This is a genomic window from Streptomyces sp. NPDC058157 (genome assembly GCF_042884105.1).
Classification (GTDB): domain Bacteria; phylum Actinomycetota; class Actinomycetes; order Streptomycetales; family Streptomycetaceae; genus Streptomyces.
In genome coordinates this window covers 45,194-63,016 of the sequence record NZ_JBHVUQ010000024.1, presented here as the reverse complement: position 1 = coordinate 63,016, position 17,823 = coordinate 45,194, and the positions used below count along the sequence as shown (strand labels likewise).

The following is a 17,823-nucleotide window of genomic DNA, read 5'->3' as shown; positions in this document are numbered from 1 at the left end:
GTGGTGGTGCGGCCCGCGGCCGAGGCCGCCGCGGCGGCGGCCGGCGGGCGCGCCGAGCCCTCGGCGCAGCGGACGGCGCCCGCGCGGACCACGATCGTGGCCTCGTGGACCGCGCCCGACGGCAGCAGTCACCAGGGCGCGGTCCCGGCGGCGGAGGAACCGCCGCGTGCGGGCGACCGGTTCCGGATATGGACCGACATCCGGGGCCGGCTCGTGGGGCAGCCGCTCGACCCCGGTGCCGCGTCCTTCCACGCCGCCATGGCCGGGCTGGCCTCCGCGCTCACCGCGGCCGCGCTCGCGGAGACGCTCCGCCGTCTCGTCGTACGAAGGCTCATGCATCGGCGGTACATGCGTCTGGACCGGGCGTGGGCGGCGGCCGGGCCCGACTGGGGCCGGGCGGGTGCGGGCAGCTGACCTGGCAACTCCCGGGCCCCGCGCGCGCTACGGTGGAGCCGCAGGCCCGTCCGGCCGGCCGCTTCGGCGCCCGGGAGGGGCCGCGGCCGCTTCAGCCGCTCCGGCCCGACCGGCGGCGCGAGTACGAGGGTGGGGGCACGGCAGCACGATGGCTCAGGGCACGGTCCAGGTGACGCACGGCGGGGCCTCGCGGTGGCGGCGGCGCCAAGGAGAGTATCCGACGCTGGGCGCCGCCCTCGCGGTCGCGGGCGACGGCGACGTACTGTCCGTCGCACCCGGAACCTACCGGGAGAACCTGGTGCTGCTTCATGCCGTCACCCTGCGCGGGCCCGAGGGAGCGGCGGCCGGCTCGGTGCGGATCGCCCCGCTCGACGGGGTCGCGCTGACCGTGCGCGCCTCGGCGGTGGTCCAGGACCTCTACCTGGAGGGGGCGGACCGGGCGGCGCCCGCGCTGCTCGTCGAGGATGGCTCCCCCGAGTTCAGCGACCTGCGGGTGCACACCCGTTCGGCGTCCGGCATCGAGGTCCGCGGCGGGGCCCGGCCCCTGGTCCGCCGGTGCACGGTGGAGAACCCGGCCGGGGTGGGGATCGCCGTACTGGACGGCGGCGGCGGGGTGTTCGAGGAGTGCGAGGTGCTCGCCGCCGGGCAGAACGGGTTCTCGGTGCGTGGCGGGCACCCCCGGCTGGAGCGGTGCCGGATCCACCACGCCATCGGCTCGGGCATCGCCGTGACCGGCGAGGGCTCCGGGCTGGAGGCGCTGGGCTGCGAGGTGTACGAGATCAAGGGCAGCGGGGTGCAGGTGGCGGCGCGGGCCGCCGCCCGGCTCACGGACTGCTCGGTGCACCGCACCTCCGGCGACGGGGTCACCCTCGACACCGACGCCGTCCTGGCCCTGGCCGGGTGCGACATCCACGACATCCCGGAGAACGCGGTCGACCTGCGCTCCCGTTCCGTGCTCACCCTCAGCCGGACCACGGTCCGCCGGTTCGGCCGCAACGGCCTGTCGGTGTGGGACCCGGGGACCCGGGTGGAGGCGGAGTCCTGCGAGATCCACGACAGCACGGGCGACTATCCGGCGGTGTGGATCAGTGACGGGGCCACCGCCTCCTTGGAGTCCTGCCGGCTGCATGACGTGCCGGACGCGCTGTTCGTCCTGGACCGGGGCTCGCGCGCGGACGTGTCCGACAGCGACCTGGCGCAGGTCCGCAACACCGCCGTCTCCGTGAGCGACGGCGCGACCGCCCGGCTGGAGGACTGCCGGATCCGCGAGGCGGGCACCGGGGCGTGGTTCCGCGACCACGGCAGCGGCGGCACCCTGAGCGACTGCACCGTCGACGGCGTGCAGACCGGGGTGATCGTCTCCAAGGGCGCCGACCCGGTCCTGGAGCGGGTGACGGTGACCTCCGCCGCCGAGGCCGGGTTCTACGTGTCGGCGGGCGGCCGGGGCACCTTCACGGACTGCCGGGTGACGGGCAGTTCCGGCTTCGGCTTCCACGTCCTCGACGGCTGCCGCAGCACGCTCACCGGATGCCACACCGAGCGGTGCGCGCGCGGCGGCTACGAGTTCGCGGAGGACGGCCCGTTCGCCGAGGGGTGCACGGGCGACGGGTCGGGGACGCGGGCCACCGCCGAGGCGGTCTCCGGCGCCGGGGCGCGGCCCGTGGTGCGTGCGGTGACGGCCGTGCGGGACCTCGGGGAGCGGTCGGCCGGGGCGCCCGGCCCGGCGCCGCTGCCGGAGCCGCGCCCCCGGGAGGCGGCGGGCCCGGCCGGCCGGGGCGCGGGCGAGGTGCTGGGACAACTCGACGCGCTGGTGGGGCTGGACAGCGTCAAACGCGAGGTGCGGGCCCTCACGGACATGATCGAGGTGGGGCGCAAGCGGCAGCAGGCGGGCCTCAAGGCGGCCTCGGTGCGCCGGCACCTGGTCTTCACCGGCTCCCCGGGTACGGGGAAGACCACGGTGGCCCGGCTGTACGGGGAGATCCTCGCCGACCTGGGGGTGCTGGAGCGCGGCCACCTGGTGGAGGTCTCCCGGGTGGACCTGGTCGGCGAGCACATCGGGTCCACGGCCATCCGCACCCAGGAGGCCTTCGAACGGGCGCGGGGCGGGGTGCTGTTCATCGACGAGGCGTACGCGCTGGCGCCGGAGGACTCGGGCCGGGACTTCGGGCGCGAGGCCATCGACACGCTGGTGAAGCTGATGGAGGACCACCGGGACGCGGTGGTGGTGATCGTCGCCGGGTACACGGAGGAGATGGAGCGGTTCCTGACGGTCAACCCGGGTGTGGCGTCCCGGTTCTCACGGACCATCACCTTCGGGGACTACGGGCCGCGGGAGCTGCTGCGGATCGTGGAGCAGCAGGCGGAGGAGCACGAGTACCGCCTGGGCGAGGGCACGGCCGAGGCGTTGCTGGCGTACTTCACGGACCTGCCCAAGGGCCCGGCCTTCGGCAACGGGCGGACCGCGCGGCAGACCTTCGAGTCGATGGTGGAGCGGCACGCGGGCCGGGTGGCGCAGCTGGCCGAGGCGGGCACGGACGAGCTCACCCTGCTGTTCCCGGCGGATCTGCCGGTGCTGCCCGCGCCTTGCTGATCCGCTGGACGGGCAGGCCGGTGCCCTCCCGCGCTCCGGGCCGGGCGGCGTCGGCCAGGCGGGCCAGGAGCGCGTCGCGTTCGGCGGTGAAGGCCGGGTCGGCCTGGTAGCCGGTGTGGCGCAGGATCGGTGCGGGCAGCGGGTGCAGGGCGTCCCGGCCGTAGGCCACCGGGTCGGCGAGGGGGCCCCGGTCCACGGGCCCGTCCGCGTCGGCGCCGGCCCGCCCGGACCCGCCGGAACCCGGGGCGGAGCCGCCGACGCCGACGGGTCCGCCGATGGGGTCGGTGGCCCGCCACAGGTTGCGCCAGCAGTCGAGGTCCTGGTGCAGGGCGGCGAGCGGTCCTGGTCCGAAGTAGGCGGGGAACCAGCGGCCGTAGAGCCGGGCCAGCGGTGATCCGTATGTCAGGAGGCCGACGCGGCGGCGGGTCCCGGGCGGCAGCTGCCAGACGGCGGCCGCCGCGAGCACGCTGCCCTGGGAGTGCCCGGAGACGACGAGCCGCCCTCCGGTCCGGGCGGTCCAGCCGGTCATCCGCCAGGTGAGGTCGGGCACGGCCCGCTCGGCGTAGCAGGGCGGGGCGAAGGGGTGGGCGGCGCGCGGCCAGAAGGTGCCCACGTCCCACAGGATCCCGATGGTGCGCCGTGAGGCGGGGTCGCGGTAGGCGCGCCGGCCCAGGGCGACGAAGGCGGCCATCCCGAAGCCGATCAGCCAGGATCCGCTGTCCTGGGCGGCCCTGGCGGCGGCGGCCGCCAGGGGGTGGGCGTCGCGGGCGGCCTCGGCCGGGACCCGTCCGCTCCCCCACGCCCCGGCGAGGGCTCCCCCGCCGAGGAGCAGGGTGACCAGGCAGACGGCGCCCACGAACCAGGGGGCGGTGTCGGTCAGCGCGGCGGCCGCCCGCGCCCCGGCGATGCGCCGGCTGCGGTCGGGGTCGGGCACGGCCCCCGGGTACTCGGCGGCGACGGTGGCGGCGGCCCGGCGCCGTATCGCGGCGGCCCGGACGGCGGCCACGGCGGCCACCAGGGCCAGTGCGATCAGCAGCGGCGGCAGGACGGCGGCCTGCCAGGACAGCAGCACGGGCGGCCCGGGCAGCGGATCCCCCGGGGTGCCGGGGGTGGCGGCCCCGTCGAGCCAGTCGGCCACCCGCTGGGCGACCCCGCCGGACATGACCCCGCCGAGGGCGCAGCCGAGCAGCGCGGCGGCCGGCCCGCCCAGCCCGCCGAGGACGGCTCCCGGGGTCGGCGTGCGGCGGTGGAGCCGGCGGGCGACGAGGGCCAGGGCCAGGACGCAGCCGCCCTGGCCGAGCATCAGCACCCCGAAGGCGACGTCGCCCGGGAGCCGCCCCGGGGAGGTCCAGCCGGGGCGGGACCAGCCGGCGTAGAGGAGGACGGCGGCCAGCAGCGCGAGGGCGCCGGAGGGCAGCAGGGTGACGGCCGCCCGGTCGAGGCGGTGGTCGGGCCGGGCCTCGGTGCGGCCGCGCCGGCAGACCACCCACAGCACGCCCACCGCCCCGGCCGCGAGCAGGGCCCGCACCGCCCAGCCGGCGGCGAGGAGTGCGGCGGGGGTGGCGGCGGAGCGGAGGTCCTCCCGGACGGCGGGGGCGGCGACGGCGAGGGCCACGGTGAGGAGCCCGGCGGCGGTGTGGGCGGCGCGCAGCCGGGCCACGATCCGGCGCCCGTACCAGAACCCGGGCCGGCCGAGCGGGGCGCCTCCGTGGTCGGCGGAGTGCGGGGTTCCGGCCGGATCCGGGGTTCCGGCGGGCGGGGGCTGGGACTCGTAGGCGCTCCAGGTGCGGGCCGACAGGAACCAGAGCAGTCCGGTGAGCGCGGCCGGGACGAGGGCGCCCAGCGCGAGGCGCCGTCCGGGCTGCGCCCACCAGCTGCCGGGCCGCAGGAAGGCGAGCCCGCCCCGCGGTCCGACACAGGTGCGGGAGCCCGCGCACTGCCAGGCGAGGAGGTCCAGGGCCACCTCGCAGGCGGCGGCCACGAGCAGCACGGTGAGCGAGAGGGCGAGGAGCCGCACGAGGAGCCCGTACGCGCGCACCGCGCGGGGCGGCGGCCCGTCGGGGGCGGTGGCGGGCCGGGCCCAGTGGGCGAGGTTGGCCACCATGAACGGCAGGAGCAGCAGCCACAGGGCGCGGGCGCCGTTGCCGGAGGTGAGCCGGGACCAGCAGTAGGCCTCGGGGACGGGCCGCCCGGCGTAGCGCCCGGGGTGGGCCTCGGCGTCGGCGTCCTCGGCGCGGCGGAACACGGCGGCGGTGGAGTCGCCCGTCACCCGGACGGGATGCGGATCACGGAGCAGCTCCCCGGGGGCGGCTCCGGCGACCCCGTGCACGAACAGTTCGAGGGCGAGCGGGGGCGGCGGGGACGCCCCGTCCGGCGGGACGGCTTCGGGGAGGGCGGGCTGCGGCATGCGGGGCCTCCGCGGGGAGGGCTGCGGTACGAACCCGACGCGGGACGTCGGGGACGGCGGCGACGGCAACGGCAACGGCAACGACGGCGGCAACGACGACGGCCACAACAGCCACGACAGCGCCGGCATCCGGGACGGCGTCGGAACGCTTCCAGCATCCCGCGCCAAGGCGCCGCTGCCCAGGGCCCGTTCGCGTGACAGCACCGACGGGGCCGACGGCGCCGACGGGGCCGACGACCGGGGACATCTGACGGTCAGCCAGATATCGTGGACGCCACCATGCCCGCCGTCGCCGCACCGCAGGGGGAAACGCCATGACCCGCCGACTCCGCCCCGTGGGGCTGGACTTCCTCGAACAGGCTCCGACCCGCCTGGTGTTCACGGCCAGGGCGGCGGCCCCGCCCGCGTCGCTGTACCGGGCGCTCGCCGAGGAGGTGACCGGCTGGCCGGCCTGGTTCCGGGCGGTGTCGCTGGCCCGGCCCACCGGGGGCGGTGCCGGGCGGGAGGTCAGGCTGGTGGGCGGGGTCCGGTTCCAGGAGACGATCGTGGCCTCGGAGGCTTCGCGGCGCTACGCCTACCGGGTCGACGAGACCAACGCGCCGGGGCTGCGCGCCCTGTTGGAGGAGTGGCTGCTGGCCCCGGCCGCCGGGCCCCACTCCCCCGGCGACCGCTCCCCGGGCACGCTCGTGCGCTGGACCTTCGCGGCGGACGGCCCGCCCGCCCTGCGCCTCGCGCTGGCCGCCGCCCGCCCGGGCCTCGGGCACTCCTTCCGTACGGCGGTCCGCACCCTCGACGCCCGCCTGACGGCCGCCCCGGACCGCGGCTGAGCGCCCGCGCGGCCGAGCCCCCGGGCCCGCCGCGACCGGCCCTCAGGCCCGGGGCTCGACCCAGGCCCCGGTCTCCAGCAGCGTCTCGATCGTCTTCGCGTACGGGGCGATGTCGAGGCCCTGCGCCGCCACCCACTCGTCCGAGTAGTACTTGTCGAGGTAGCGGTCGCCCGGGTCGCAGAGCAGGGTCACGACGCTGCCGGTGCGGCCCTCCGCCACCATCTCGGAGACGATCTTCAGGGCGCTCCACAGCCCGGTGCCCGTGGAGCCTCCGGCCTTGCGCCCTATGGCCTGTTCGAGGGCGCGGCAGGCGGCGACGCTCGCCGCGTCCGGGACCTTCATCATGCGGTCGATGGCGCCCGGCACGAAGCTCGGCTCCATCCGGGGCCGGCCGATGCCCTCGATGCGGGAGCCGCAGTCGCTGCTCGCGTGCGGGTCGTGGTGGGTCCAGCCGTCGAAGAAACAGGAGTTCTCCGGGTCCGGGACGCAGATGCGGGTGTCGTGCTGCATGTAGTGGACGTAGCGGGCGATGGTCGCGGAGGTGCCGCCGGTGCCGGCCGTGGCCACGATCCAGGCGGGCTCGGGGTAGCGCTCCAGGCGCAGTTGCTGGTACATCGACTCGGCGATGTTGTTGTTGCCGCGCCAGTCGGTGGCCCGCTCCGCGTACGTGAACTGGTCCATGTAGTGGCCGCCGGTGCGGGCGGCGAGGTCGGCGGACTCCTCGTACATCTTCATGGAGTCGTCGACGAAGTGGCATTCACCGCCGTGGAATTCGATGAGGCGGCACTTCTCCGGGCTGGTGGTGCGCGGCATGACGGCGATGAAGGGGACGCCGATCAGCTTGGCGAAGTAGGCCTCGGAGACGGCGGTGGAGCCGCTGGAGGCCTCGATGACCGGGCGTCCGGGGCGGATCCAGCCGTTGCACAGCGCGTAGAGGAACAGCGAGCGGGCGAGGCGGTGCTTCAGGGAGCCCGTCGGGTGCGTGGACTCGTCCTTGAGGTAGAGGTCGATGCCCCAGGCCTCGGGCAGCGGGAAGCGCAGCAGGTGCGTGTCGGCGCTGCGGTTGGCGTCCGCCTGGACCTTGCGCACGGCCTCCTTGAGCCAGGCGCGGTATTCGGCGTCGCTCCGGTCGACGTCGACGGTGGTCGTCACCGCGGCCGTGTTCGAGGCCGGCGTAGCGGTGGTGCCGGTGGTGCTCATGCGCCTTGCTCCTTTGTCGGTTCCAGGGCCCCCTCCTTTCGAAATGTACCCCCCTCACCTGCACAAACGGTCACTTTGGGTTTCTATGCGGATCGCTTTCGGTCGCGTTCGGTTGCACGCGGCGCGACGGTGGGTGACCCTGGAGAGTGCGTCACCGAGGGTGCAGCACCCGTAACACTGATGTCGGGGAGTCGCAGCCGTGATCACACATTCCCGCAGGCACTGCGTCGTGGAACTGCAGGCCCTGCCCTCGCGGATCGGCCAGGTCCGCCGGATCGTCTCCGCCCAACTGCGCCACTGGCAGCTCGACCCGCTCATAGACCGGGCTGCGCTCGGCGTGACGGAGCTGCTCAGCAACGTCCACCGCCACGCGCAGCCCGACAAGGTCTGCACCGTCGAGATCGAACTGCGCCTCGGGCGGCTCACCGTCTCCGTCCACGACAGCGATCCGCGGCTGCCCGTCCTGCGCGAGGCCGCCGGCCTGGAGACCTGCGGGCGCGGGCTGGCGCTCGTGGCGGCGGTCAGCGAGGCGTGGGGGGCGCGCCACCGGCCGGACGGACCCGGCAAGGTGGTCTGGTTCTCCCTGCGGGCCGCCCCCGTCCCGGCGGCGCCGCCGCACACGGTCCGTATCGGCGCGAAGAAGACCGTACGGGAGCCCGCCCGGGCGGTGATCGCCGCCGTGGACGCACAGCCCGTCGCGACGGGCGTGCCGGCGTCGGTGTCGGCCGGTACCGGGCCCGGGTGACGCACCCCGGCCCGCCCCCTCCGCCGGGGCCGCGGCGGCTCAGGCCGCCGTGCCCAGCGTTCCCAGCGGGTCGTCGAGCACCGGCTGCCAGGCCAGTTCCGCCGCCCCGACGAGGCTGTTGTGGTCCAGGGTGCAGGGCAGGATCGGCACGCCCCCGCTGCGCCCCCACAGGCTCCGGTCCGCGACCACCGCGCGCAGCCGCTCCGGGTCCGCGTAGAGCAGCTCGCGGTGGAGCCCGCCGAGGATGATCCGGTCCGGGTTCAGGATGTTCACCAGGCCGGCCAGGCCCAGCCCGAGCCGGTCGATGAGCTCCTCGGCGGCCGCCCGCACCGAGGGCTGCGCGTACTCGCCGCGCAGCAGGTCGCGGGCCTGCTGGAGCAGCGACACCTCGGGGCCGGGGGTGCGGCCCGCCGCGGTGAGGAAGGCCAGCGGGTCGGCCTCCACGTCCAGGCAGCCCCGGCTGCCGCAGTGGCAGGGGCGCCCCTCGGGGTTGACGGTGAGGTGGCCGACCTCCAGGGCCAGGCCGGAGCTGCCGCTGTGCAGCCGGCCGTCCAGCACCAGCGCGCCGCCGACCCCGCGGTGGCCGGTGGCCACGCAGAGCAGGTGCTGCGCGCTGCGGCCCGCGCCGTGGCGGTGCTCGGCGAGCGCGGCGAGGTTCACGTCGTTGCCGGTCAGGGCCGGTCCGTCGATCCCGGCCGCCTTCACGCACTCGGCGAAGATGGCCCGTACCGGAGAGCCGGCCGGCCAGGCCAGGTGCAAAGGGTTGAGGGCCGTGCCGTCGGGCTCGGCGACCGCCGAGGGCACCGCGAGGCCCGCGCCGATGCAGCGCCGGCCCGAGGCGGCGAGCAGCTCCGCCCCCGCCCCGACGACGGCGCCGAGGACCTGGGCCGGGTCGGCCGAGACGGTGACCTTGCCGGGCGCGGTGGCCACGATCCGCCCGCCGAGGCCGACGAGCGCGGCCCGGAACCCGTCCGAGTGCACCTGCGCGGCCAGGGCCACGGGCCCGTTCTCGTCGACGGCGAGCCGGTGCGAGGGGCGGCCCTGTGCGCCGCCGGCGCCACCCGGCCGGGAGTCGACGCGGATCAGGCCGAGGGCCTCCAGCTCGGCGGCGACGGCCCCGGCGGTGGCCCGGGTGACGCCCAGCTCGGCCGTGAGGACCGCGCGCGTCGGGGCCCGGCCCGTGTGGACGAGTTCCAGCGCGGGTCCCAGGGCACTGCGGCCCCGTTCCAGCTTGCCCTTCGTGGAGGCCGGAGGGGCCGTGGAAGCCGTCGACGCCGTGCTCTCGTCCCCCACCCCGGGCGGGGCGCCGTTGCCGTTCATGCAGCGATCCTCGCATGATCGGGGAGGTGCCGAGCGCCCCGGCCTAGCCTGCCAGGCCGCCGACCCGCAGGGTGATGTTGAGCCGCCCGGTCAGTCCCAGTGCGGGCGGGGCGGTGCCGGGCAGGACCTTGGGCACCCCGTGGTAGGCGAGCCGGCTGGGGCCGCCGAAGACGAACAGGTCCCCGCTGCGCAGCTCGACGTCCCGGTAGGGGCGGCCGCGCGAGAGCGTGTTGCCGAAGCGGAAGAGGCAGGCGTCGCCGAGGCTGAGCGAGACGACGGGCGCGGGCGAGCGTTCCTCGGCGTCGCGGTGCATGCCCATGCGGGAGTCTCCGCCGTAGAAGTTGACCAGTGCGATGTCGTACGCCTCGGCGGTCGGCGGGGGCGTGCCGTAGGCGTCGGCGACGGCCCGCCGCCCCAGCTCGGCGAGCCAGGCGGGCATCGGCTTGACGGGGGCGCCGTCGCCGTCGACGGCGGTGGGCGCGTAGCCGTACGGGTACCAGTGCAGGCCGAGGCAGACCTGCCGGGCGGTCATCGTCCCGCCGCCGGGGGTGCGGACGGTGCGCAGTCCGGCGGGCGGGCGGGCCCAGGCGCGGCAGGCGTCGAGGAGCTCGCGCTGGCGCCGCGGCCCGAGCCAGTCGGGCAGGTGCACGGCGCCGGGTGCGACCTCGGTCCGCTCGCGCGGGAAGAGTTCACCGTCCACTCCCCCATTGTCAGGGGCGGCTGGCACACTCGGGGCATGAAGATCACCGAGTACGTGGAGACGCTGGCGCGGGAAGGCGAGCTGCTGGCCGACGAGGCCGAACGCGCGGGCACGGATGCCCTGGTACCGACCTGCCCCGAGTGGCGGGTGAGCGACCTGCTGCGGCACACGGGGGCGGTCCACCGCTGGGCGGCCGGGTTCGTGACGGGCGGGCTGGTGGATCCGGTGCCCTTCCCGGACGCGCCGGAGCTGACGGGGGCCGAGCTGCTGGGCTGGTTCCGGGAGGGGCACGCGGAGATGGTGCGGGCGCTGACGGAGGCCCCGGAGGAGCTGGTCTGCTGGACCTTCCTGCCGACGGCCGCGCCCTCGCCGCTGGCCTTCTGGGCGCGCCGCCAGGCGCACGAGACGGCCGTGCACCGCTTCGACGCGCAGGCGGCGCGGGGGGTGGCCTTCTCCTCGGTGACCCCGGAGTTCGCGGAGGACGGGGTGGACGAGCTGCTGACCGGCTTCCACGCCCGGCCGCGCAGCCGGGTGCGTACCGAGGAGCCGAAGGTGGTGCGGGTCCGGGCGGCGGACACGGGCGCGGTGTGGACGGTGCACCTGTCGAAGGAGCCGGCGCGGACGGTGCGCGGGGACACGGGCGAGCCGGCCGACTGCGAGCTCACCGGCGAGGCGTCCTGGCTGTACGCGGCCCTGTGGAACCGCGTCCCGCTGGCGGGCCCGGGCGTCACCGGCGACGTGGAACTGGCCCGCCTGTGGCAGGACACGGCGCGCATCTGACGGCGCCCGGTCCGGCGGGAGCCCCGGGGCCCCCGCCGGTCACGCCGGTCACGCCGGTCACGCCGGTCACGCCGGTCAGAGTCTGAACAGGACCCCGCGCCAGGTCCATCCGGCGCCGAGGACGGCCCTCTGCAACGGGACCCGCATGTCCCCGGTGGAGAAGCGGAACGTCTCGACCTTCCGCCGGCTGCCGTCCGCCGCCTTCCTGACCTCCCACTGCCGGTACACCATGTCCGAGGGCCCGCGTCCGTACTGCCGGTTCGCGCCCTCGGAGGTCGGCGCCCACCGCTCCTCCAGGACCCGGACGGCGTGCGTCCCGGCGTCGAGGCGCATCCGGGTCCGGAGGGTGACGTCCAGCGCCGGGATCACGCACTCCGCGACCAGATCCGCGCCGCCGTCCTTCGGGGTGGCCTCGCGCACGGTGAACCGCGCGTCCGGTCCGGCGGCCGCGAGCAGTGCGGCCCGGACCTCCTCGGCGGGCCTCGGCACGACACCTCCGCGCGGGTGGGCCGTGCCGGTCAGCTTGTCCCTGAGCCGCCCCACCGCTACGCCTCCGTCCCGGTGTCGGGCCGGACCGAGCTCACGAAGTCCTGGAAGTCGCCGAGGACTTCGTCGTGCTGTCCCGCCGTGGCGGTGAGGGCCAGCCGGACGACGGCGCGCCTGCGCGGATCCGCGACGTCCGCCATGACCAGGTACACCTGGGACTGGACGAGGTCGCGGCGCACTCCGCCGGCGACGGCCTGAAAGGCCAGCCGCTGGATCAGCGCGGGTGCGTCGTCGGAGCCGACCTCTCGGCGCTGGACCACCTCGACCGCTCCGGCCGTCCCGGCCAGGCGCCGCACGGACTCCTCGGCGAGCCCTTCCAAGGTCTCCTCCTCGGCCGGGAACCCCCCGTCGACGGTGATGTTGGCGGCGAAGCCGGAGTCCGGACGCGGATGGACCGCGGCGAAGGCCACCGCGTCGGGATCGAGCCCGTCGGGCCTGGCCGGGAGCCAGCCCTCCGGCAGGTCGAACTCGATCGGCACGGGCAGTGGTGCGGGCATTCAGGGCCGTCCTTCCGGGAACGTGTGCATCAGTCGAACCAGCTGCCGACCGCGTGGGCCGCGTCGCCCAGGGCGTGGGCGGCGTCGCCGGCCGCCTTGGTCACCTTGTGGGGGTCGACGGTGATCTCGAGTCCCACCTTGCCCCCGACGATCGGGGAGACGCCGAAATCGCCGCCGATCTTCCATTTGCCGGTGTCCTTGTCCTGCTTGTAGCCCCACCAGCCCTCCGCCCCGGGTCCCGCCCAGCCCTCGGCGTTCGCGCCGACGCCGATCCCGAAGACCTCGGCGCCGGTGGCGACGGTGCCCTTGGCCCCGGCGAAGGCCTTGAACCCGACGGAGACCTCCTCCTTGGTCGCCTTGGCGCTGACGCCGGCCTCGGCTCCGGCGAACCCCTCGGCCCGGGCGTAGCGGCCGACGTACTCGGTGTCCACCCGGCCCTCGGCCAGCGCCCGTACGCCCGCGGAGCCCTCGGCCTTGGCGGAGACGCCCTGGTCGGTGAACCCGTAGTTGGCGGTGGCCCGCAGGCCGCCGTAGGCGTCGGCGGTCCCGGAGAGCTTCATCCCGTCCACGGTGGTCTCGCCCTTGGCGGTCTCGTGGAAGAGGTCGGCGTAGGCCTTGACCGAGCCCTCCTTGCCGTACTTGGGCCCGCTGACGGTCACGCCGGTCTTGCTGTCGGGTTTGGTCCCGACCCCGGTCTCGTCGGGCTTCATGGCCTTGGCCAGGTCGCCCTCGGCCCCGGCGTTGAAGCCGTTGAACGTTTCGTCGGCGCCCTTGCCGAAGGCGTCCTTGTTGCTGTCGACGCTCGCCCGCGCCAGGGCGGTCCGCACGCCCTGGTCGAGTTCGGCGACGGCCTTGACCCGGTCGTCGATGTGCTGCTGCCACTTGCCGACGGCCTCGGCGACCGTCTTCTGGCCGTCCGGGTCGTGGTGGTACGCACTGCGCTCGGCCGGGGTGAGGCGGGCGTAGTCGAAGGCGACGCGGCCCTGTTCGGAGACGGTCATGCCGGCGGCGACCGCGTCGTCGCGGGCGCTCTCGAGCTTCTTCTTCAGGTCGGCGAGCTGGGTGTGCGCCTCGCGCAGCAGGCTGGCGACGGCCTTGGCCTGGATCTGTGCGGCGGAGTACTCGTACCGGGTGCCCTTGAAGGTGCTGTGCGCCGTCGTGGCGCTGACGCCGGTCCAGGCCGGGCCCATGGTGATCTTCTGGACGGTTTCGCCGTAGCGGGTCGCGACCTTCTCCAGTTCGGCCGCCATCGAGTCCCACTTGCCGGCGGCCGTCGTCAGCAGGCCCAGGTCCGCGGTCATGACCTCGTGGTAGTTCAGCACCGCGGCCCCCTCACAGGTGGTTCAGCTTCGACTGCGAGGCCAGGAACCCGTCGTGGACGCCCGTGTCGTTGCGCGCGAAGAGGCCCGAGGCGCCGCGCAGGGCGCCCTTCTCCGCCGAGAGGCGGCCCATCAGGACCTTCACCTGCTTGTCCCAGGTCTCCGCCACCGTCTTCAGGCCGGCCGCCGTCTCCCAGCCCTCGAAGCCCTTCTGGGCCGTGCTGGTGGCGTCGTCCGCGACCTCGGCGGCCTTCTTGGTGTTGGGCTCCAGCTCGGTCTCGATCGTGCCGGCCGCTTCCTGCTTCTGCTTCGGTGTCGAGGCGAAGTCCCCCGGACCGGAGCCGAATCCGGGCACCGGCCCGGGTGCCGGGCCGCCCGAGGGCTCCGTCGGCACGTGGTTCAACCGCATGCCGATCTGCTCGTCCGTACCGGCTGTCCGCCCGCCGGCCGCCTGTCCGTGGCCGAAATCGTCTGGCATGTTTGCGCCCCCCGTCGGAAGGCCCTGATCATATGCATGGCCGCTGTAGGCGGGGCAAACGGCCCGCGCGCAGGCCGGCGGCCGGTTCTAGCCGAGGGTGGCGGCGTAGCCGGTCTCGGGTTGGAATCCCCATGTGGGGGCGGTGTCCCAGGGGTTGGGCATGGCCGCGCCGGTCGCGTAGGCGTAGCCGGCGCCGCGTGCGAAGGCGGTGGCGAGGGTGGTGCGCATGGCGGTGTCGTCCGGGACGTCGTGGACCAGGTGCCAGAACGCGGTCCCGCTCGGGTCGAGTTCGGTGCCCGGACGGTAGCTCCCGGCGGGGTCGAAGACGTTGCCGCCGGGCCAGCCGCCGGAGGTGTAGTCCGCGTACGCGCCCTCGTACGTGACGAAGACGTCGGCGGTGCGGTGGCCGGGTTCGAGGTAGCAGTCGGCCGTGGCGGTGCCTGGGTTGTCGACGACCAGGCCGGGGACGTCGGGGTCCACGGAGTGCATGGTGTCCTGGACGTAGCGGCGCAGGGCCGCGTAGTGGTCCCGGGTGGCGTTGCCGGGGCCGCACTCGCGGCTGACGACGTCGAAGAAGATGCCGTCGACGTGGAGCCTGCCGTCGGGGGTCCTGAGGTAGTTGTCCACGGAGGCCCGGACGGCGGCGGGGTCGCGGTCGCCGTGGTCGGTGTGGACGTAGCCGAGGACCTGGGGCCGTTCGCCGGTGGCGGTGGTACCGCGGCGCAGGGCGTCCGCGCGGGCCCGCCAGGAGGAGTCGAACGGGGCGTCGCCGTTGCCGGGGTTCAGGACGACGACGGAGGCGGCGGGGCCGGTGGCGGTGAGTGCGGACAGCACCGGGCCGTCGGCGGGGACGTAGGCGGGGACGGCGATCTCCAGGCCGCGCACGCCGGGCGCCCGGGGCGTGCCGGCCGCGACGGGCGCGGCCGGGCCGGAGCCGGCGGAGGGCCCCGCGGACGGTCTGGAAACGGGTCTGGAAGCGGGTCTGGAGGGTGGCGGCGGTTCGGCCGGGGCGGGGGCGGCCGGGGCGGCGAGCGTTCCGGTCAGCAGGACGGCGTAGAGGGCCTTCAGGACGCGGGCGGGGGCCAGGGCCATGTCTGTTCCTCCGGCGGCGGCAGGGGCGACCCGAGGAACAGTAGGGGCGCGGTCCGAGCGTGCGGGGCGAACCGCCGACATCCGTATGAGGAACAGACAGGCGAATCGTCACCTCATCCTGTGAATCCCGCCCCCGGCGGGCGGGATCCCGTCAGAGCGCGGGCAGGCCGACCGCGTGGGCCAGTTGGTCGGCGGCGTGCGCGAAGAAGGCGTCGCGCTCCTCGACCACGTTCTCGAACTGGCCGAACAGCTCGAAGGAGACGAGCCCGGCGAGCTGCGCCCAGGCGGCGACGAGGGCGGCCGTGACCTCGGGGGGCAGGCCCGTGGCGAAGTCGGCCGTCATCCGGCCGGCCTCGGCGCGCAGGGCGGCGGGCAGCGGGGGCAGGGCGAGCCCGCGGCCCTCCTGGGCGGAGCGGAGGATGCCGATGAGGACGTTGGCGACGCGGGAGGCGGGGGCGATCGTCTCCTGGGGGGCGCTGTAGCCGGGGACCGGGGAGCCGTAGACGAGCGCGTACTCGTGCGGGTGCGCGAGCGCCCAGGCGCGGAAGGCCGCGCAGACGGCCGCCCAGCGGGCGCGGGGTGCGGCTCCGGCGGCGAGGGCCGCCGCCGCGGCCGCTTCGGCGGCGGCGCCCACGCTGTCGTACGCGTCGATGATCAGCGCGGTGAGCAGCTCGTCGCGGCTCGGGAAGTAGCGGTAGAGGGCGGAGGAGACCATGCCCAGCTCGCGGGCGACGGCCCGCAGGGAGAGCTTGGCGGCCCCCTCTTCCGCGAGCCGGCGGCGCGCCTCGTCCTTGATGGCGGCGGTGACCTCGATACGGGCCCGCTCCCGGGCCCCTCGCACGGTGCTCATGGTGATCAGTGTGACATACACGCGGAGCAGTGCACAAAAATCGGAGCACCGCACCTTTTCGAGAGCACTGCTCTTGCTTTGGTGCACCGATCCATGCACACTGATCTCAAGCGAGAGCAGTGCTCTCGGAATCGCAGTCCGATCCGATCCGAACCGACCCCGCCCCGGAGGCCACCGTGAACGCGTCCACCCCGCACTACATCCAGGCCGGCCCGCTCGCGACCCGCTTCAACTCGCTGTTCGGCAAGCTCGCCCGTTTCGGCATCAGCCTGGCCGGGACCGCGGAACTGTCGGTCCGCGGCCGCACCTCCGGCAAGATGCAGCGCATCCCGGTCAACCCGCACACCTTCGAGGGCGCCCAGTACCTGGTCTCGGCCCGCGGCCACTCCCAGTGGGTCCGCAACATGCGCGTGGCCGGCGGCGGGGAGCTGCGCGTGGGCCGCAAGGTCCGCCCCTTCACCGTCACCGAGCTCACCGACCCGGTGGAGAAGGCCGCCGTGCTGCGCGCCTACCTGGAGAAGTGGGGCTGGGAGGTCAACCGGTTCTTCCAGGGCGTCACCGCGAAGTCCACGGACGCCGAGCTGCAGGCGGCCGCCGGGGACCACCCGGTCTTCCGCATCGCGGTGACCGGCTGACCCCCGCGGCAGCCGCGCGTCAGCCGCGGCCGCTGCGCGCCAGACGGGCGTCCAGCAGGTGCAGCGCCTTGCGCGCCATCGGATGCGTACGGACCAGGTCGGCCAGGTTCGTGGACCCCCGGGTGATCCCGGCGAAGGCCTTCCAGGCGGGCCGCAGCCCCGTCAGCGCACCGTGCATCAGCCCCGGACGGGACTCGAAGACGGCCAGCATCCGCTTGCCGACGCTCATCTCCACACCCAGCCCGGCCTTGACCGCGAAGGCGTAGTTCAGCGCCTGGCGCCGCGCGTCCACCGCGTCCTGCGCCTCGGCGATCTTCGCGGCCCACTCCCCCGCGAGCCGGCCCGAACGCAGCGCGAAGGAGATCCCCTCCCGCGTCCACGGTTCCAGCAGACCGGCCGCGTCACCCGCCACCAGCACCCGGCCGCGCGACAGCGGCGACCCGGGCTTGCGGCACCGCGTCAGGTGCCCGGAGGAGACGGCCGGCTCGAAGCCGGCCAGCCCCAGCCGCGCGATGAAGTCGTCCAGGTACCGCTTGGTCGCGGCGCCCTCGCCCTTCGCCGAGATGACCCCGACGGTGAGCGTGTCGCCCTTGGGGAAGACCCACCCGTAACTGCCCGGCAGCGGCCCCCAGTCGATCAGGACGCGGCCCTTCCAGTCCTCGGCCACGGTCGCCGGGACCGGGATCTCCGCCTCCAGCCCGAGGTCGACCTGGTCCATCTCCACCCCGACATGGGCGCCGATGCGGCTCGCGCTGCCGTCCGCGCCGACCACCGCCCTGCCCAGCACGGTCTCCCCGTCCGCCAGCACCACGGCGACCGTGCGCCGGTCGGGCACCGACGCGCCGTGCTGCTCGACGCGGCTCACGGCCGTGCCCGTGCGCAGCACCGCGCCCGCCTTCTCGGCCTCCGCGACCAGCGCCGCGTCGAACTCGGGCCGGTTGATCAGCCCGAACAGCATGCCCTTGGAGCGCCGGGTGCGGGTCAGCTTCCCGTCCAGGGAGAAGGTCACCGCATGGATGCGGTCCTTGAACGGCAGGACGAAGCCCGGCGGCAGGGCGTCGCGCGAGGGGCCGATGATGCCGCCGCCGCAGGTCTTGTACCGGGGCAGTTCGGCCTTCTCCAGCAGCAGGACGCGCCGCCCCGCGGACGCCGCCGCGTACGCCGCCATCGCCCCGGCCGGGCCGGCCCCGACCACGACGACGTCCCACACCTCACCGGTGCCGTCGGCCGCCGCGCCGCCCGCCTCCCCGTCCCGGTCCCGGGCGGCCGGGGCCGCCTGCTCCGTGGCCTCCCGCTCCGCGGCCGCCTGCTCCGCTTCCGCCGCGGATCCGCCGTCAATGCTGTCGTCGCTGGTCACGATGGGCTGCTGCTCCTGATCACACGTTGCTCCGATGCCGGGAAGATCCTACGGCGCGCAACCCGC

Annotated in this window: 17 protein-coding genes; 6 read left to right on the top strand and 11 right to left on the bottom strand. The window is 75.4% G+C overall.

The window, feature by feature from the left end; all coding sequences use genetic code 11:
* Both ACFVXK_RS09155 and ACFVXK_RS09150 read left to right on the top strand, forming a co-directional pair.
* On the top strand, window positions 1-414 hold a 414-nt coding region (locus ACFVXK_RS09155; RefSeq protein ID WP_389610873.1), incomplete at its 5' end, for a hypothetical protein.
* A 148-nt stretch (window positions 415-562) separates the two neighbouring features.
* Window positions 563-3,004: a right-handed parallel beta-helix repeat-containing protein gene (locus ACFVXK_RS09150; RefSeq protein ID WP_389610872.1), complete on the top strand. Its 2,442-nt coding sequence runs from the start codon at window positions 563-565 to the stop codon at window positions 3,002-3,004.
* Here the strand turns inward: ACFVXK_RS09150 and ACFVXK_RS09145 are convergent.
* Window positions 2,955-5,411, bottom strand: coding sequence for a hypothetical protein (locus ACFVXK_RS09145; RefSeq protein ID WP_389610871.1), 2,457 nt, complete (start codon window positions 5,409-5,411; stop codon window positions 2,955-2,957). The two genes, ACFVXK_RS09150 and ACFVXK_RS09145, sit on opposite strands and share 50 nt — an antisense overlap.
* A gap of 314 nt (window positions 5,412-5,725) precedes the next feature.
* On the opposite strand from ACFVXK_RS09145, the gene ACFVXK_RS09140 reads away from it, so the two are divergent.
* A complete protein-coding gene (locus tag ACFVXK_RS09140) occupies window positions 5,726-6,238 on the top strand; it encodes an SRPBCC family protein (RefSeq protein WP_389610870.1) in 513 nt (170 codons plus the stop codon).
* A 42-nt stretch (window positions 6,239-6,280) separates the two neighbouring features.
* Here the strand turns inward: ACFVXK_RS09140 and ACFVXK_RS09135 are convergent, their stop codons facing one another.
* Window positions 6,281-7,438, bottom strand: a complete 1,158-nt coding sequence (locus tag ACFVXK_RS09135) for a PLP-dependent cysteine synthase family protein (RefSeq protein ID WP_389610869.1) — start codon at window positions 7,436-7,438, stop codon at window positions 6,281-6,283.
* 199 nt (window positions 7,439-7,637) lie between these two features.
* On the opposite strand from ACFVXK_RS09135, the gene ACFVXK_RS09130 reads away from it, so the two are divergent.
* Window positions 7,638-8,183, top strand: coding sequence for an ATP-binding protein (locus ACFVXK_RS09130; RefSeq protein ID WP_389610868.1), 546 nt, complete (start codon window positions 7,638-7,640; stop codon window positions 8,181-8,183).
* 39 nt (window positions 8,184-8,222) lie between these two features.
* Here the strand turns inward: ACFVXK_RS09130 and ACFVXK_RS09125 are convergent, their stop codons facing one another.
* On the bottom strand, window positions 8,223-9,503 hold the full coding sequence (locus ACFVXK_RS09125; protein WP_389610867.1) for an ROK family protein: 1,281 nt from the start codon (window positions 9,501-9,503) through the stop codon (window positions 8,223-8,225).
* Between the two features lie 43 nt (window positions 9,504-9,546).
* Window positions 9,547-10,203 (bottom strand): alpha-ketoglutarate-dependent dioxygenase AlkB family protein, encoded by a 657-nt coding sequence (locus ACFVXK_RS09120; protein ID WP_389610866.1) that lies wholly within the window; start codon window positions 10,201-10,203, stop codon window positions 9,547-9,549.
* A gap of 36 nt (window positions 10,204-10,239) precedes the next feature.
* Between ACFVXK_RS09120 and ACFVXK_RS09115 the strand changes: the two genes are divergently transcribed.
* Entirely contained in the window at window positions 10,240-10,983 is a 744-nt protein-coding gene (locus ACFVXK_RS09115) for a maleylpyruvate isomerase family mycothiol-dependent enzyme (protein ID WP_389610865.1), read from the top strand.
* 75 nt (window positions 10,984-11,058) lie between these two features.
* Here the strand turns inward: ACFVXK_RS09115 and ACFVXK_RS09110 are convergent, their stop codons facing one another.
* The 6 genes from ACFVXK_RS09110 to ACFVXK_RS09085 all read right to left on the bottom strand — a co-directional run bounded on the left by ACFVXK_RS09110 (window position 11,059) and on the right by ACFVXK_RS09085 (window position 15,765).
* The gene (locus ACFVXK_RS09110; protein ID WP_389610864.1) at window positions 11,059-11,526 is read right to left on the bottom strand and encodes a hypothetical protein; all 468 of its coding nucleotides are present in this window, start codon (window positions 11,524-11,526) and stop codon (window positions 11,059-11,061) included.
* Window positions 11,527-11,528: 2 nt separating this feature from the next.
* Window positions 11,529-12,026 carry a hypothetical protein gene (locus tag ACFVXK_RS09105; protein WP_389610863.1) on the bottom strand — a complete coding sequence of 166 codons (498 nt, stop codon included), beginning with the start codon at window positions 12,024-12,026 and terminating at the stop codon, window positions 11,529-11,531.
* Between the two features lie 29 nt (window positions 12,027-12,055).
* Window positions 12,056-13,348: a hypothetical protein gene (locus tag ACFVXK_RS09100; RefSeq protein WP_389610862.1), complete on the bottom strand. Its 1,293-nt coding sequence runs from the start codon at window positions 13,346-13,348 to the stop codon at window positions 12,056-12,058.
* 10 nt (window positions 13,349-13,358) lie between these two features.
* Window positions 13,359-13,823: a hypothetical protein gene (locus tag ACFVXK_RS09095; protein ID WP_389610861.1), complete on the bottom strand. Its 465-nt coding sequence runs from the start codon at window positions 13,821-13,823 to the stop codon at window positions 13,359-13,361.
* Window positions 13,824-13,910: 87 nt separating this feature from the next.
* Window positions 13,911-14,915, bottom strand: coding sequence for a spherulation-specific family 4 protein (locus ACFVXK_RS09090; RefSeq protein WP_389610860.1), 1,005 nt, complete (start codon window positions 14,913-14,915; stop codon window positions 13,911-13,913).
* A 151-nt stretch (window positions 14,916-15,066) separates the two neighbouring features.
* Window positions 15,067-15,765: a TetR/AcrR family transcriptional regulator gene (locus tag ACFVXK_RS09085; RefSeq protein ID WP_389610859.1), complete on the bottom strand. Its 699-nt coding sequence runs from the start codon at window positions 15,763-15,765 to the stop codon at window positions 15,067-15,069.
* A 176-nt stretch (window positions 15,766-15,941) separates the two neighbouring features.
* Here ACFVXK_RS09085 and ACFVXK_RS09080 point away from each other — a divergent pair, with 176 nt between their 5' ends.
* Window positions 15,942-16,400, top strand: coding sequence for a nitroreductase/quinone reductase family protein (locus ACFVXK_RS09080; protein WP_389610858.1), 459 nt, complete (start codon window positions 15,942-15,944; stop codon window positions 16,398-16,400).
* Between the two features lie 19 nt (window positions 16,401-16,419).
* On the opposite strand, the gene ACFVXK_RS09075 is transcribed toward ACFVXK_RS09080, so the two are convergent.
* Window positions 16,420-17,610: a geranylgeranyl reductase family protein gene (locus ACFVXK_RS09075; protein ID WP_389610876.1), complete on the bottom strand. Its 1,191-nt coding sequence runs from the start codon at window positions 17,608-17,610 to the stop codon at window positions 16,420-16,422.
* Window positions 17,611-17,823: the final 213 nt, after the last annotated feature.

Coding starts and splice junctions, on each gene's coding strand:
- ACFVXK_RS09150 (WP_389610872.1), top strand. CDS start 563: ATGGCTCAGGGCACGGTCCAGGTGACGCACGGCGGGGCCTCGCGGTGG.
- ACFVXK_RS09145 (WP_389610871.1), bottom strand. CDS start 5,411: ATGCCGCAGCCCGCCCTCCCCGAAGCCGTCCCGCCGGACGGGGCGTCC.
- ACFVXK_RS09140 (WP_389610870.1), top strand. CDS start 5,726: ATGACCCGCCGACTCCGCCCCGTGGGGCTGGACTTCCTCGAACAGGCT.
- ACFVXK_RS09135 (WP_389610869.1), bottom strand. CDS start 7,438: ATGAGCACCACCGGCACCACCGCTACGCCGGCCTCGAACACGGCCGCG.
- ACFVXK_RS09125 (WP_389610867.1), bottom strand. CDS start 9,503: ATGAACGGCAACGGCGCCCCGCCCGGGGTGGGGGACGAGAGCACGGCG.
- ACFVXK_RS09115 (WP_389610865.1), top strand. CDS start 10,240: ATGAAGATCACCGAGTACGTGGAGACGCTGGCGCGGGAAGGCGAGCTG.
- ACFVXK_RS09105 (WP_389610863.1), bottom strand. CDS start 12,026: ATGCCCGCACCACTGCCCGTGCCGATCGAGTTCGACCTGCCGGAGGGC.
- ACFVXK_RS09095 (WP_389610861.1), bottom strand. CDS start 13,823: ATGCCAGACGATTTCGGCCACGGACAGGCGGCCGGCGGGCGGACAGCC.
- ACFVXK_RS09090 (WP_389610860.1), bottom strand. CDS start 14,915: ATGGCCCTGGCCCCCGCCCGCGTCCTGAAGGCCCTCTACGCCGTCCTG.
- ACFVXK_RS09085 (WP_389610859.1), bottom strand. CDS start 15,765: ATGAGCACCGTGCGAGGGGCCCGGGAGCGGGCCCGTATCGAGGTCACC.